The organism is Micromonospora sp. NPDC047465 (assembly GCF_040643125.1).
Classification (GTDB): Bacteria; Actinomycetota; Actinomycetes; order Mycobacteriales; family Micromonosporaceae; genus Micromonospora.
The window spans coordinates 228191-241808 of sequence record NZ_JBEYTP010000003.1 but is presented as its reverse complement, the minus strand read 5'-3'; the positions used below and the strand labels follow the sequence as shown (position 1 = coordinate 241808).

The 13618-nt window shown below is 75.0% G+C and carries 14 protein-coding genes and 1 pseudogene; 9 read left to right on the top strand and 6 right to left on the bottom strand.

All coding sequences use genetic code 11. The features are described from left to right. Positions 1-20 precede the first annotated feature (20 nt). On the top strand, positions 21-482 hold the full coding sequence (locus ABZ793_RS05125; protein ID WP_357452110.1) for an SRPBCC family protein: 462 nt from the start codon (positions 21-23) through the stop codon (positions 480-482). A 92-nt stretch (positions 483-574) separates the two neighbouring features. After that, the gene (locus ABZ793_RS05120; protein ID WP_357452107.1) at positions 575-835 is read left to right on the top strand and encodes a hypothetical protein; all 261 of its coding nucleotides are present in this window, start codon (positions 575-577) and stop codon (positions 833-835) included. Between the two features lie 145 nt (positions 836-980). On the opposite strand, the gene ABZ793_RS05115 is transcribed toward ABZ793_RS05120, so the two are convergent. Further along, positions 981-2225, bottom strand: a complete 1245-nt coding sequence (locus ABZ793_RS05115; protein ID WP_357452104.1) for an MFS transporter — start codon at positions 2223-2225, stop codon at positions 981-983. Between the two features lie 154 nt (positions 2226-2379). Here ABZ793_RS05115 and ABZ793_RS05110 point away from each other — a divergent pair, with 154 nt between their 5' ends. Beyond that, a complete protein-coding gene (locus ABZ793_RS05110) occupies positions 2380-2592 on the top strand; it encodes a hypothetical protein (protein WP_357452102.1) in 213 nt (70 codons plus the stop codon). Positions 2593-2698: 106 nt separating this feature from the next. Here ABZ793_RS05110 and ABZ793_RS05105 read toward each other — a convergent pair whose 3' ends face one another. Further along, entirely contained in the window at positions 2699-3271 is a 573-nt protein-coding gene (locus ABZ793_RS05105) for a TetR/AcrR family transcriptional regulator (protein ID WP_357452099.1), read from the bottom strand. 73 nt (positions 3272-3344) lie between these two features. Between ABZ793_RS05105 and ABZ793_RS05100 the strand changes: the two are divergent. Then, a pseudogene (locus ABZ793_RS05100) lies at positions 3345-4853 on the top strand (ABC transporter ATP-binding protein); the annotation flags it as partial. Positions 4854-5204: 351 nt separating this feature from the next. Here the strand turns inward: ABZ793_RS05100 and ABZ793_RS05095 are convergent. Further along, the gene (locus ABZ793_RS05095) at positions 5205-5654 is read right to left on the bottom strand and encodes a hypothetical protein (protein WP_357452096.1); all 450 of its coding nucleotides are present in this window, start codon (positions 5652-5654) and stop codon (positions 5205-5207) included. A 163-nt stretch (positions 5655-5817) separates the two neighbouring features. Here ABZ793_RS05095 and ABZ793_RS05090 point away from each other — a divergent pair, with 163 nt between their 5' ends. Next, a complete protein-coding gene (locus tag ABZ793_RS05090) occupies positions 5818-6195 on the top strand; it encodes a DUF6401 family natural product biosynthesis protein (RefSeq protein WP_357452093.1) in 378 nt (125 codons plus the stop codon). Positions 6196-6280: 85 nt separating this feature from the next. Here ABZ793_RS05090 and ABZ793_RS05085 read toward each other — a convergent pair whose 3' ends face one another. Continuing rightward, positions 6281-7141, bottom strand: coding sequence for a hypothetical protein (locus ABZ793_RS05085; RefSeq protein ID WP_357452090.1), 861 nt, complete (start codon positions 7139-7141; stop codon positions 6281-6283). Positions 7142-7330: 189 nt separating this feature from the next. On the opposite strand from ABZ793_RS05085, the gene ABZ793_RS05080 reads away from it, so the two are divergent. The 3 genes from ABZ793_RS05080 (at position 7331) to ABZ793_RS05070 (ending at position 11585) form a co-directional block, all read left to right on the top strand. Beyond that, positions 7331-9457, top strand: coding sequence for a SpoIIE family protein phosphatase (locus ABZ793_RS05080; RefSeq protein WP_357452087.1), 2127 nt, complete (start codon positions 7331-7333; stop codon positions 9455-9457). Between the two features lie 42 nt (positions 9458-9499). Beyond that, a complete protein-coding gene (locus ABZ793_RS05075) occupies positions 9500-10174 on the top strand; it encodes an HAD family hydrolase (RefSeq protein WP_357452084.1) in 675 nt (224 codons plus the stop codon). A gap of 121 nt (positions 10175-10295) precedes the next feature. Beyond that, positions 10296-11585, top strand: coding sequence for a cation:proton antiporter (locus ABZ793_RS05070; protein ID WP_357452081.1), 1290 nt, complete (start codon positions 10296-10298; stop codon positions 11583-11585). Positions 11586-11690: 105 nt separating this feature from the next. Here ABZ793_RS05070 and ABZ793_RS05065 read toward each other — a convergent pair whose 3' ends face one another. Next, positions 11691-12626, bottom strand: coding sequence for an FAD-dependent oxidoreductase (locus ABZ793_RS05065; RefSeq protein WP_357452337.1), 936 nt, complete (start codon positions 12624-12626; stop codon positions 11691-11693). 222 nt (positions 12627-12848) lie between these two features. Here ABZ793_RS05065 and ABZ793_RS05060 point away from each other — a divergent pair, with 222 nt between their 5' ends. Next, positions 12849-13064: a DUF3072 domain-containing protein gene (locus ABZ793_RS05060; protein WP_350706346.1), complete on the top strand. Its 216-nt coding sequence runs from the start codon at positions 12849-12851 to the stop codon at positions 13062-13064. On the opposite strand, the gene ABZ793_RS05055 is transcribed toward ABZ793_RS05060, so the two are convergent. Then, complete coding sequence (locus tag ABZ793_RS05055) at positions 13058-13561, bottom strand: YfcE family phosphodiesterase (RefSeq protein ID WP_357452077.1); 504 nt, start codon at positions 13559-13561, stop codon at positions 13058-13060. The two genes, ABZ793_RS05060 and ABZ793_RS05055, sit on opposite strands and share 7 nt — an antisense overlap. Positions 13562-13618: the final 57 nt, after the last annotated feature.

Sequence of the window (13618 nt, the reverse complement as noted above, 5' to 3'; positions counted from 1 at the left end):
CGGACGAAGGAGGATGCCTGATGAGTGGCGTTACCGAACACGTGGACGTCTCCGTCCCGGTGCGCACCGCGTACGACCAGTGGACCCAGTTCGAGGAGTTCCCCCACTTCATGGAGGGGGTGCAGGAGGTCCGGCAACTGTCGGACACGATGACCCACTGGACCGTCGAGATCGCCGGGGTGAAGCGCGAGTTCGACGCCGAGATCACCGAGCAGCTCCCGGACGAACGGGTCGCCTGGCGCTCGACCGACGGCACGAAGCAGGCCGGAGTGGTGACCTTCCACCGGCTGGACCCGGACACCACCCGGGTCACCCTGCAGCTCGAGTTCGAGCCGCACGGCGTGGTCGAGCAGGCCGGTGACAAACTGGGCATCGTCGACCGGCGCGCCAAGGGCGACCTCGATCGGTTCAAGCAGTTCATCGAGCGGCGCGGTCAGGAGACCGGCGCCTGGCGCGGCAGGGTCGACCGGCCGCAGCCCTGATCCCCCGCCCCCGGGCAACGACTCCGATGGCCGCCGGCTCCCCCGGCGGCCATCGCCGTTTGCGGGGAGCGGGCCCGGGTACCGCGATGGGTATGACGGACGAGAACACGGTGTGGCGCGACGAGGAACGGATTCCCCTACAGGAACTGGACAAGGCCGTCGCGCGGTCGACCCTGGACGGCCAAACCGACGACGCGACGGGCAACGACGCCGGCGAGGAGGCCGCGTTCGGGCACGGGCCGGAGGCGGTGGACCGCGGCGGGCAGGCCGCCGGGGCGGGCCGCGAGCCGACCGACCCGCAGCGCGCCTACCGCCCCTCCACGACCGGACGGACCGGCCCCGACACGATGTGAGCCGCGACCGGCGCGGGCGAGCGACCCGGCCGCCTGCGCCGGCCGCAGCTCAGCGGGCCGCCCGGCACCGGCGCGCAGCATCGATTCAAGGGGTGCGACGCCTCCGGCGGTCAGCGCCTTCGGCCTGGGCGGGCGCCGGTCCCGTTCAGCGGGTCGCCGGCGCCGGCCGGCCGGCGCCTCCGGCCCGGTGGCGGTCGTGCTGCCGGCGGGCGCCCGCCGCGTGCAGCGCGATCAGCGCCAGCGCGAGCACGACCAGCGCCGGCCCGAGCAGCTCGACCGAGGTGTTGCCGAGCAGCACCCCGATCCCCGCCGGGACGAGCGCCCCACCCAGCCCGGCGGCGCCGATCTGGAGCCCGATGGTCCGGTCCGCGTGCGCGGCGCCCACCCGGTCGACGGTGGTGAGGGTGAGCAGCGGGAAGACCGGGGCGGCGGCGAACCCGACGACGAACAGCCCGGCCACGGCCAGCCAGGCCGGGGCCGGGGCCGCGATCAGGGCCGCGCCGACGGCCATCCCGACCAGGCTGCCCCGCAGCACCACCCCCGCGCCCAGCCGCTCGGCCACCACGCCCTGCACCACCCGCCCGACGAACAGGCTCGCCCAGTAGCCCGAGACGCAGATGCCGGCCACCGCCGCGCCGAGGCCGCGGCCCTCGGTGAGCAGCAGGAACGCCCAGAGCCCCGCGGCCACTTCGATCGCCACGTAGACGGCGAAGGCCAGCGCGCCGATCCAGACCGCCGGCAGCCGCAGCGTCTCGCGTACCGGCGTGACGGTCGGCGGGGCGACGGGCGCCGCGCCGGCCGGGGGCCCGGCGGGCTCGCGGGCCGGGGCCCGGTCCCGCCAGGCCCGGACGGTCAGCGCGAACGCGGCGGCCAGGACGAGCTGGGCCGTCGCCACGAGGCCGTACCCCCAGCGCCAGGCCAGCCCCGCGCTGAGCGCCCCGGTCATGATCAGCGGTCCGAGCGCCACCCCGAGGCCGAAGAAGGCGTGCATCCAGTTCATGTGGCGCGGACCGAAGGCGCCGGCGGCGTACGCGTTGAGCCCGGAGTCGATCGCGCCGGAGCCCAGACCGAGCACCAGGGCGCAGCCCACCATCAGGGCGATGCCGGGCGTCAGCGCGTAGCCGGTGAGCGCGAGGCTGGCCAGCAGGGTGCTGCCGGCGAGCAGCCAGCCGACCCCGAGCCGGGCCAGCGTGAAGCCCGCCAGCACGCTGGAGGTGAGGTAGCCGGCGGTCCCGGCGGTGAGCACCAGGCCGACGGCCTCGGTGGGCACGCCGAAGTCGGCCCGGATCGAGGGCCAGCCCACCCCGATCAGCCCGTCGGGCAGGCCGAGGCTGACGAAGGCGAGGTAGGCCAGCAGGAGCAGCGAGGCGCGGGGCGGGACAGTGGACACGGACGACCATCCTGCCTCGTGTCACCGGCGCCGCGATTGGGCCTCCCCCGCAGGGACAAAAAGTGCGGTCCGGACGGGTGGAGAAACGGACAGCTCATCCAGAATCGGCCGTTCGGCTGACGGCAACCCCTGGGTCGCGCGCAAGACTTTCGGGATGCAACAGGGCTCCGGCTTCCTCTCCACGCGTCAGCGCCGCCTGGCGTGGCTCGGCTTTCTCCTCGCCGCGCTCCAGGCTCCCGTCTCCGCCAAGCTGGTCTCGGACGACTCCTGGTTGTTCAGCCTCTGCGTGGCGCTGATGGTGGCGACCGTGATCATCGCCGACGACGCGGCCCGCCGCCGCCCGGCCGACGCGCGCTCGACGGAGTAGCTGTAGCGCCGCGGCGCACGGCAGCGCACGTCGGACGCCCCCCACGAGCCAAGGATGTCATCACGTCCGCGGTGGCCGCGGACATCGCGGCCCTCGCCGCGCGGGATCAGCCCGGCTTGACCGCGATCGCGCCGTCGACGGTACGCAGGATCAGGCGCAGCGTCTCGTGCCGGGAGGCGCCGGTCTCGGCGACGTAGGCCCAACCGGCGTACAGCTGGGACCAGACCAGGCTCTGCACCCAGTCCGCCGGCAGCTCTGGGTCGATGGTCCCGTCGCGGTGGCCGCGCTCGACCATCGCGGCGAACTCCGGATCGCAGCCGGCCGGCCCCTCGGTGGTCGGGGCGGCGGCGAGGCCCGGCTCGGTGAAGATCAGCGAGAGCAGGCTGCCGAGGTCGAAGTACTCCTGGCAGAGCCGGCGCACGGCCGACGCCCCGCTGCCCTCGGCCATCCGCGCCTGGGCGGTCGCGCGGGCCAGCCGGGCACCGGCCTCGGTGCCGACGGCGGCGAGCAGGTCGGCGCGCTCGGCGAAGTAGCGGTGCAGCGTCGTACGCCCCACGTCGGCGGCGGCGGCGATGTCGCCGAGGGAGGCGGCGGGGTTGCGCCCCAGCACCTCGATCGCCGCGCCGACGATGGCCTGGCGGGTCCGGGCCCGGCTGCCGGACACCTGCGTATCGGTCACGCGGCGAGGATAGCAATACGTCGTTTCGGTATAGCGCTTGACTGGATTGGAACATCACTGTTCCATTCAGGGCATGACATCCTCCGCGCCGGCGCCATCCCGGTTACGTACGCTCGCGTCGTTCCTCGCCCCGCACAGGCGGACGATGGCCCTCGGGCTCGTGTTGGGGCTCGCCGCGAACGCGGCCGGGCTCGCGACGCCGATGGTCACCAAGTGGGTCCTGGACACACTGGGCGCCGGCGGGTCGATGGCCCGCCCGATCTGCCTGCTGCTGGCGCTCGTCGTCGTCGGCGCGGCCATCTCGCTGTGGCAGTGGCGGCTGCTCGGGACGCTGGCCGAGCACATCGTGCTCGACGCCCGGGCCGCGATCGTCCGGCACTACTTCCGGGCCCGCGTCGGCGACCTGCAACGCCGACCCCCCGGCGAACTGGTCACCCGGGCCACCTCCGACACGCAGCTGCTGCGCGAGGCGTCCGGCAGCATCGTCAGCCTGGTCAACGCCGGCATCGCCCTGGTCGGCACGCTGGTGCTGATGGGCGTGCTCGACCTGTTCCTGCTGGGCTGCACCATCGTGGCCGTGCTGGTCGTCGCGGCGGTCATGGGCGCGCTCATGCCCCGCATCGCGGCGGCGCAGGCCGCAGCGCAGGAGTCGATGGGCACGCTCGGCGGCACGCTGGAGGGGGCGCTGCGCGCGATCCGGACGGTCAAGGCCAGCCGGGCCGAGTCCCGGTTGACCGAGCGGATCGTCGCCGACGCACGGCAGGCGGCGGCGCACAGCGTACGGGCGGCGCGGGTGACCGCGTCGGTCTGGACCATCGCCTGGACGGGGATCCAGCTCGCGGTGATCGCGATCCTGGGCATCGGCGCCTGGCGGGCCCAGCGTGACCTGCTGGAGATCTCCAGCCTGATCGCGTTCCTGCTGTACACGTTCCAGCTCATGGGGCCGATCACCGAGCTGACCCAGAACACCACGGCGTTGCAGGCCGGAATCGCCGCGGCGGGGCGGATCCGCGAGGTCGAGACCATCCCGGCCGAGCCCGCGGGCCCGGTGCCCGCCCCGGCGGAACGCCCGGGCATGCCCGACGCGGAGCAGCCGGTGCTGGTGTTCCGTGGTGTCACCGCCCGGTACGGGCCGGACGCGCCCGCCGCGGTGCACGACATCGACCTGACCATCCCCCGGCGGGGGCACACCGCGATCGTGGGGCCGTCGGGGGCCGGCAAGACCACGCTCTTCTCGCTGATCCTGCGTTTCCTGGAGCCCGAGCGGGGGCAACTGCTCCTCGACGGCCGCCCGTACGCGGCCCACGGACACGACGAGGTGCGGGCCCGGCTCGCGTACGTCGAGCAGGAGACCCCCGTGGTGCCCGGCAGCATCCGCGACAACCTGCGCTTCACCCACCCGGACGCCACGGACGACGAGATCCGGGCGGTTCTTCGCGCCGTCCGGCTCGACGACAAGGTCGATTCACTGCCGGACGGACTGGACACGTCGCTGTCGTCGACGGAGGTGTCCGGCGGGCAGCGCCAGCGCATCGCCCTGGCGCGGGCCATGCTGCGCACCCCCGACGTGCTGCTGCTCGACGAGGCGACCGCGCAGGTCGACGGGCTGACCGAGGCGGCGTTGCAGGAGTGCGTCCGGCAGCGCGCGGCGGCCGGGGCCGTGGTGACCATCGCGCACCGGCTCTCCACCGTGCTCGACGCCGACCGGATCGTGGTGATGGAGCACGGCCGGATCCGGGCCCAGGGCACCCACTCCGAGCTGCTGGCCGGCGACGACCTCTACCGCCGGCTGGTCGTGGCGCTGCGCATCGCGGCCGAGGCGCGCTCCGGCAGAGCGCTAGCGCTCTGCCGGAGCGCGCCTCGCGGCCGGGGCGGCCCCCTGGGCGCCCGTGCGGTGCCGCTTCCGGCGCGCCTCGTGACCGGAGGACGGCCGCTAGCCCGCTCCGCCGGGGCGCGCCTCATGGCCGGGGTGGCCCCGGCTCCGCCGCCGCTCCTTCATCTCCGCCTCGTAGAGGTGCCGGCGACCGTCGACCAGCTCCTCGCGGGCCGCCCGGTCCAGGTCGCGGAAGAGGGCGTAGTACCCGTCGTCGAAGTCCTCGACGATCTGGAACGTCCAGCGGCCGGCGATCACGTTGCGGCCCAGCAGCTCGGTGTCGATGCGCTCGGCGATGTGCGGGTGTCCGGCGGCACGGAACATCTCCACGGCGTCGTCGAGCATGAGGTCGGCGTGCCCGACGAGCTGGTGCAGCGAGTAGAGGTGGCCGCGGACCCGCTCGACGCACTCCAGCGCCTCGCTGAGCTTGCCGAGCGCGGCCACCGTCTCGTCGCTGACCCCGGCCGGCCGGCGGTGCCGTTCGTCCGGTCCGTCCACGTGCTGTCCCATCCGTTCCTCCACGGTGTCGGCTGCGCCCGTCCGGGCGGTTCTCCTCCTGCCCCGCCCGCGCCGGGTCAATCCCGGTGCGCCGGGTTGACCGATCGGTGGAGGACCAAAAACCCGCCGAGTGGCCGAGGTCGACCGGGGAATCGGCCGGATAGCCTCGTTTCCCATGCGTGTGCCGTTCAACCGGGTCGAGGCCCGTTCCGCCGCCGGCTCGGCGCGAGCCACCCTGGCCCTCCTGTCCGCCTCGGTCGGCGTCGAGGGGCTGGCCGCCGCCGCGGCGCGGCCGGGACTGCTCGCCCTGGTCGACCAGCACGCCGCGGCGGTGCGGGAGAGCCTGGACGGCGACCGGCGGTCGCTGAGCGCCGCCGCGCTCGCGGGCTACGCGGAGGGCGTACGCGCGGCCGCGCTGGAGCACGGCTGGGAGCCGGCGGCGGCGCCGGTGGACTGGTCCGAGCCGGACTGGCTGCTCACGCGGCTGCTGGCGGTCTGCGCGCTGGCCCGCTCGCTGGGCACCCCGGCGCCGGGTCCGCTTCCCCGCGTCTGAGCGGGCCGACCGCGTCCGCCGGCACGCCGGAGGGGCGCCCGCCACGTTCGCGGACACCCCTCCCGACTGGCCGTCACCGGCTCGGTCAGCGGCGGAACTGCTGGGTCTCCTCGCCCACGTTCTCCGACTGGTAGGTGCCGCGCCCGCCGGCCATCGTCGACTCCTGCGGCATGACCTGGGTGCGCTCGGCCGCCGCCCGGTCGGCCATCTGCCGGCCGACGTCGGTCTGGCCGGCCTCCCGGGCCCGGCGGTGCTCCTGCATCGCCCGCGACTCCTCGGCCATCCGGTTCAGCCAGCCGTCCCAGCGGTTCTGCATCGGCTTCACCAGACCGCCGCCGACGCCGACGATCAGGATGCCGGCCACCGTGGCGAGCACCGCGATCAGCACCGGTGTGGTCACCGTGGTGGCGATGCCCACCTGGTTCAGCGCGGCGATCACACCCAGCGCGAGGATGAAGATCGCCGTCAGGTCGGCCAGGATCTTGCCGTACGCGAGCCCGCCCAGCGCCCCGGTGACCAGATCCCGGACGGCGTTGGCGATCGCGGCGGCCACGACGACGATGATGATCGCCACGAAGGCGCGTGGCAGCCAGGCGACCACGCCGCGGATCAGGTCACTGATCGCGTTGGGTCCCCAGACCCCGAAGGCGAACTGCAGGGTGAACAGCAGCACGGCGTAGTAGGCGAGTCTCGCCAGGATGTCGCTGGCGTCGTACTTCGTGCGTTCCAGCGCGCGCTTGATGCCGCCCCGTTCGACCGCTTTGTCGAAATTCACCCGTTCCAGCGCCGCGTCGACGATTTTCAGCACGGCTCTGGCGATGAGCCATCCGACCACGAGGATCGCGATGAACGCGACGGCCCGCGGTATGAACAGCAGCACCGACCTCCACATGTCGGCCACGGCGTCGCCGATGTCGACCTGCCTGACCGCGAGGGTTTCCGGCATGATGTCCCTCCTGTCGCATGGACTGCGTCGGGCGCATACCCGGTCGCCGACGCGGCACGCCGTGCCGGTCCCCGTCTTTTTCCCGACATGTCATCGCAGAACCGGCCCAACCTGGCCGAACATTCGCCGTGGACGACGCGCGGGACATGATCGGGAACGGGTGCCGGTTGGTCCGGTTAGGCTGCGGTCATGCCAGGAACGGTCGGACGGGTCCCCAACCCACCAGCCCCGGTGTCGGGGGCGCCCTCCGCCTCGGGCGCGGCGGCCGCCGTCCTCGGCCACGACTGGGCCGGCACCCCCCTCGGCCCGTGGCACTCGTGGGACCCGGCGGTCCGCGCGACGACCGAGGTCGTCCTCGCCTCGCCCGTGCCGATGGCCCTCACCCTGGGCGCCGACCACCTGCTGCTCTACAACGACGGGTACGCGGAGCTGATCGGCGACCGGCACCCGGGGGCGGTGGGCCGGCCGGCCGGCGAGGTGTTCCCGGAGGTCTGGCCGATGCCCGGGGTCGGCGACGCCGTCGAGCGCGCCTACCGCTCGGGCGAGCCGTTCCTGGAGAAGGAGTCCACCCTTCCCCTGCGCCGGCGTACCGGCCCGGTCGAGCAGCGGGTCTTCACCCGGGGCCACTCCCCGGTGCGGGACAGCGCCGGGCGGATCGTCGGTGTGCTGACCGTGGCCGCGGAGACCGCCCAGGTCACCCAGCAGTTGCAGAGCCTCAGCGACTTCGCCGCCGCGCTCGCCGGCACCCTCACCCTGGACGACGTGGCCCGGGTGACGCTGCGCTACGCGATCACCTCGTTCGACGCCGACCGGGTCTCGTTCGCGGTGGACGAGGGCGGCGGCGGGTGGCGGATGGTCCGGCGCGTACGCGGTGAGCTGATGGACGAGGCCGACGAGCGGCTCCCCCCGCTGTGGCGGCGCATCCCGCCGGACTGGGAGGGCCCGGTCGCGTCGGCCGCCCGCACCGGCGTGCCGCTCTTCGTCGACGACGGCCAGCCGCTGCGGGAGATCGCGGTGGACCGGCACGACCAGAAGATCCGGGCGCTGGCCGCGGTGCCGCTGCGGGCGTCGGTGGTGCGCGGCGGGCTGGCCGTCGGCTACCAGGCCCCGCACGTCTGGTCGGCCGCCCAGCGGGCCCTGCTGGCCGCGTCCGCCGAGCTGGTCGGCCAGGCCGCCGAGCGGGCCCGCCGGTTCGAGACGCAGCACGGCACCGCCCAGCTCCTGCAGCGCAGCATGCTGCCCGAGCACCTGCCGGACCTGCCCCGGATGCGGATCGCCGCCCGCTACGACCCGGGCGTCGACGGCAACGCCGCCGGCGGGGACTTCTACGACGCGTTCCTGCTGCCGACGGGTGGCCTGGGCGTCGTGCTCGGCGACGTCGCCGGCCACGACGTGCAGGCCGCGGCCCGGATGGGGCAGGTCCGGGCCGCGCTGCGCGCGCTGGCGCTGACCGACCCGCGCCCGGACGCCGTGCTGGCCGGGCTCGACCGGTTGGTCACCAGCCTGGGCGCCGAGGGCGACACGCACGAGCTCTTCGTGACCGTGGTCTTCGGGGTGGTCGACGCCGAGCGGCAGCAGCTCACCCTGGCCAGCGCCGGCCACCCCGCCCCGCTGATCCGTCGGTGCGCCCCGGACGGCGGGCCGTTCGCCGAGTACGTCAACGTGCCCGCCGGCGCCCCGCTGGGCCTGGGCTGCCGGCCGCCCACCGCGACGGTCCGGTTCGCCCCCGGCGACACGCTGCTGCTGTTCAGCGACGGCGTGGTGGAGCGGCGCTGGCAGGGGCTGACGGCGGGCCTGGACGCCCTGGCCGAGGCGGTGGCCGGGGCGGGCAGCGGCGACCCCCGCGCGCTGTGCGCGGTGGCGACCGCGGCGGTGCCCGGCGCCACCGAGGACGACGTCGCGGTGCTGGCGGTGGAGCACGCGCTGCGGCCGAGCCGGTCGACGAGCATGGAGGTGCCGGCCGAGCCGACCGCGCCGAGCCGGGTGCGGCACTGGATGACCGGGCAGCTCACGGAGTGGCAGGTGCCGGAGTCGATCATCGGCGCGGCGGTGCTCTGCACCAGCGAGCTGACCACCAACGCGCTGCTGCACGCGGGCACCGCCGCCCGCGTGGAGATCGACCTGAGCCCGGAGCGGCTGCTGGTGTCGGTCGCCGACTCGGGCACCCGGGGCACGGTCACCCGGGCGCAGACCGACACGCTCAGCAGCCGGGGCCGGGGGCTCGGGCTGATCGAGGAGCTGAGCGACGCGTGGGGGACGGACCCGACCGTACGCGGCTCGACGGTCTGGTTCGAGCTGCTGATCCCGTCCGAGTGAGCGGTGGCGTCAGCCGGCCCGGCACCGGGTAGGAGGAACACCATGCCCACCGAACAGCCCGCCGGTGTCCTCTTCGACGTGGACGGCACCCTGGTCGACACCACATACCTGCACACCGTGAGCTGGTGGGAGGCGCTGCGCCAGACCGACCGGCAGGTACCGATGGCGGAGATCCACCGCTCCATCGGCATGGGTTCGGACAAGCTGCTCGACCACCTGCTCGGCCCGGAGCGGGACCGCGGCGCGGACGGGAAGCTGCGGGACGCCCACGACGCGCTCTTCGCGGAGTACTGGGAGCGGCTGGTCCCGCTGCCCCGCGCGGCCGACCTGCTGCGGGCCTGCGCGGAGCGGGGGCTGCGGGTGGTGCTGGCCACCTCCGCCGCCGAGCACGAGGTCGCCGCGCTGCGCCGGGCCCTGGCCGCCGACGACGTGATCGACACCGTGACCTGCGCGGCGGACGCGCAGGAGAGCAAGCCGGCACCCGACATCCTGGTGGCCGCGCTGGAGCAGTCCGGGCTGGCCGCCGAGCGGGTGGTCTTCGTCGGCGACTCGGTCTGGGACGTCGCAGCCGCCGGCAAGCTGGACATCCCGTGCGTCGGGCTGACCTGCGGCGGGACGAGCCGGGGCGAGCTGGCCGGGGCCGGGGCGCTGGCCGTCTACGACGATCCCGCGGCCCTGCTCGCCGCCCTCCCGGACTCGCCGATCGCCGCGGCGTGACGGTCGCACCGCACCGGACCGGGACACGAGGTCGATCGGGACAGGAATACGAAAAGACCTCCGGGGGCAAGGACTCTCTCCGCCTGCCCGCACGTCGCGGGCGACGCGGAGAGGTGGTGTCGTGGAGCCGGTAGACGTGGCGTTCGCGGTGGTCGGTCTGGGCGCGCTGCTGGCGGGGGTCCTGCCCCGGGTGCTCGAACGCCGGCCGCTGTCGATGCCGATCGCCTTCCTCGGGCTCGGCATGCTGGCCTTCGTCCTTCCCACCGGGCTGCCGAACCCCGATCCGCTCGCGTACCCGGAGATCGCCACCCACCTCACCGAGATCGGCGTGATCGTCGCGCTGATGGGCGCCGGCCTCAAGATCGACCGGCCGCTGAGCTGGGCCCGTTGGTCGTCGACGTGGCGGCTGCTGGCCATCGCCATGCCGGTGTGCATCGCCGCGGTGGCGCTGCTCGGCTGGTGGTGGGCCGGGCTCGTGCCGGCCGCCGCGCTGCTGCTGGGGGCGGCCCTCGCCCCCACCGACCCGGTGCTCGCCGCCGACGTGCAGGTCGGCGAGCCCACCGACGTCGAGGACTCCGAGGACGAGGTCCGCTTCGCCCTCACCTCCGAGGCCGGGCTGAACGACGGGTTGGCCTTCCCCTTCGTGTACGCGGCCATCGCCATCGCCACCACCGGCCTCGCCCCGGCGGACTGGCTGGGCCGCTGGCTCGCCGTGGACGTGCTCTGGAAGGTCGTCGCCGGGGTGGCGGGCGGCTGGCTGATCGGCTGGCTGCTCGGCAAGCTCTTCTTCCGGGCCCCGAGCGAGCTGCGGCTGGCCCGGCACGCCGAGGGCTTTCTCGCGCTCGCCGCGACCTTCCTGGCGTACGGGCTGGTGGAGGTGGTCGGCGGGTACGGCTTCCTGGCGGTCTTCGTGGCCGCCCGGGCGATCCGGGCCGCCGAACGGACCCACGAGTTCCATTCGGTGCTGCACGCCTTCGCCGAGCAGATCGAGCGGCTGCTGACCGTCATGCTGCTGCTGCTCTTCGGCGGCGCGGTGGTGGGCGGGCTGCTGGCCCCGCTGACCTGGCCGGCCGCGGCGGTCGGGCTGGCGCTGGTCTTCGTGGTGCGGCCCCTGGTCGGCCGGCTGTCCCTGCTCGGCGCGCCGGGCCGTCCCGCCGAGCACTGGGTGATCGCGCTGTTCGGCATCCGCGGCGTCGGTTCGCTCTTCTACCTCGCGTACGCGACGGCGAAGACCGACTTCGCGCAGGCGGACCTGATCTGGGCGACCGTCGGCCTCGTGGTGATCGTGTCGGTGGTGGTGCACGGTGTCGCGGCGACCCCGGTGATGCAACTGCTGGACCGCAGGGGCGAACGCACCGCCGACGCGTCCGAGCCGGGCCGCGCCGGCGAGCCGGTCGCCGCCACGAGCTGACCGGTCGGCTCGGACCGGGGCGACCGGTCAGCCGGCGGCGGGCGCTCGGCCTGGCGGGGGTGACCGGTCAGTCGGCGGCGACCCGCGGTCCGGGGCGGGCGGTCGTCAGGTCAGGCGGGCGACCAGGGCGCGGCCGAGGTCGCGGCCCGAGAGCCAGGCGCTCTGCACCCGGGGCTCGCCGAAGGCGTCGCCGGCCAGCCCGACGCCGTCGGCGTCCAGGTGGTAGGTGCCGCCCCGGCCGGCCGTCGGCTTCGCGTACCTCCAGCGGTGCACGTGCACGTGCTCCGCCGGCTCGGGCAGCCCCAGCAGGTCCCGGACGGCCTCCTCGATCGCCGGCCCGGCACCGGTGGGCTGGGCGAGGTGGCCGGCGGCGAACCCGGGCGTGGTGTGCGCGACCAGCACCGGCGCGCCGTCGCCGCGCCGGTCGCCGTCGTCGCAGACCAGGCTCAGCAGCGGATGGTCGTTGACGAACGCACCCCGGAAGGCGGCCCACCGGCGACTCGGGAAGCGCAGGACCCCGGCCAGCGACGGCGACCACCGCTGCGCCTGCACGACCCGGGTGGCGGCGTCCAGGGCCGGGTCGAGCAGCAGGGCCGCCTGCGGCCCCGGCATCGCCAGGGCGACCGCCTCGCAGGCCCGTCCGTCCACCACCGGCCCCGGCTCGACGCCCAACACGAGCCGGTCGACGGTCACCGGCAGGTCCCGGGCCAGGTGTTCGACCAGCGACCGCAGCCCCCGGGGCGCCGCCCAGCGCATCGGGCCGGGCACCTCGCGCCGGCCGTCGGCGCCGTACGCGACGAAGGTGTCGGTCCACTGCCGGGCCAGCCCGGCGGTCCGCCACCCCTCGACCACCTCGGCGAAGTCGGGATCGCTGACGGTGAGGTACGCGGCGCCGGTGTCGGCGGGCCGGCCGTCGAAGCGGCGGCTGGCCAGCCGGCCACCGGCCACCCGGGCGCGCTCCCGGATCTCCACCGGCACGCCGGCGCGGACCAGTTCCGTCGCGCAGGCCACCCCGGCGATGCCGGCGCCGACCACCACCACACCCGCCCGGTCCGCGCTCACCGGGCGATCGTATGCGCCCCGACGCCCGGCGGGCGGACGAGATCGACCCGGCATGTCGGCGCGCGTGGGCCGCCCCGGCGGGCCGGAGTGACGGGTGGGTCCGAGCCGGATCGCCGGCGGACGGCAGGACCCGTCCGGGGATCCGCATGGATCGGCCCGGGGCGGGGTATTGGCACGTCTGTTCGAAGGAAGGTGGAGATGATGGCGGACCGCGACAGCACCCGGGCCAACCCGCAGGGCGCGATCAAGGACCCGGACGAGTGGGTCACCGGCGAGGAGCCGCCGACGGCGGCGCAGGAGTCGTACCTGGCCACGCTGGCCCGCGAGGCCGGTGAGGACCTGCCGGAGGGGCTCACGAAGGCCGAGGCGTCCAAGCGGATCGACGAGCTCCAGGAGGAGACCGGCCGCGGTCAGTGACGCGGCGGGAGGCGGTGCGACTCGACCTCGTCGAGCCGCCCCGCCGCCACCCGCGCGGTCACGAAGGTGGCGTACGGCTGGGCGCGTCGATCGGTCGGCGAGCCCGGGTTGAGCAGACGCAGCCCGCCCGGGGCGACCGTGTCCCAGGGGATGTGCGAATGACCGAAGACGAGCAGGTCGGTGTCGGGGAAGCGGGCCGCGCAGCGCTCCTCGCGCCGGGTCTTCGGCCCGGTCTCGTGCACGACCGCGATCCGCAGCCCGTCGAGTTCCACCCGGGCGACCTCCGGCAGCCGGGCGCGCAGCGCCGGCCCGTCGTTGTTGCCGTACACGCCGACGAGCCGGCGGGCCCGGGCGGCCATGGCGTCGAGCAGCGCCTCGTCCACCCAGTCTCCCGCGTGCAGCACCACGTCGGCGGCGTCGACGGCCGCCCAGAGCGGCGCCGGAAGGTCCTTGGCCCGCGCCGGCACGTGGGTGTCGGCGGTGATCACCAGACGCATCCCCCCATTCTCCGCGACGGCGGTGCCGGCGCCCACCGCCCGTCCACCCGGCCTAGG

Bases quoted from the DNA above. Each gene is read 5' to 3' on its own strand.
- ABZ793_RS05085 (WP_357452090.1), bottom strand. From the start codon at position 7,141: ATGCCGGAAACCCTCGCGGTCAGGCAGGTCGACATCGGCGACGCCGTG.
- ABZ793_RS05125 (WP_357452110.1), top strand. From the start codon at position 21: ATGAGTGGCGTTACCGAACACGTGGACGTCTCCGTCCCGGTGCGCACC.
- ABZ793_RS05080 (WP_357452087.1), top strand. From the start codon at position 7,331: ATGCCAGGAACGGTCGGACGGGTCCCCAACCCACCAGCCCCGGTGTCG.
- ABZ793_RS05055 (WP_357452077.1), bottom strand. From the start codon at position 13,561: ATGCGTCTGGTGATCACCGCCGACACCCACGTGCCGGCGCGGGCCAAG.
- ABZ793_RS05090 (WP_357452093.1), top strand. From the start codon at position 5,818: ATGCGTGTGCCGTTCAACCGGGTCGAGGCCCGTTCCGCCGCCGGCTCG.
- ABZ793_RS05120 (WP_357452107.1), top strand. From the start codon at position 575: ATGACGGACGAGAACACGGTGTGGCGCGACGAGGAACGGATTCCCCTA.
- ABZ793_RS05110 (WP_357452102.1), top strand. From the start codon at position 2,380: ATGCAACAGGGCTCCGGCTTCCTCTCCACGCGTCAGCGCCGCCTGGCG.
- ABZ793_RS05075 (WP_357452084.1), top strand. From the start codon at position 9,500: ATGCCCACCGAACAGCCCGCCGGTGTCCTCTTCGACGTGGACGGCACC.
- ABZ793_RS05095 (WP_357452096.1), bottom strand. From the start codon at position 5,654: ATGGGACAGCACGTGGACGGACCGGACGAACGGCACCGCCGGCCGGCC.
- ABZ793_RS05060 (WP_350706346.1), top strand. From the start codon at position 12,849: ATGGCGGACCGCGACAGCACCCGGGCCAACCCGCAGGGCGCGATCAAG.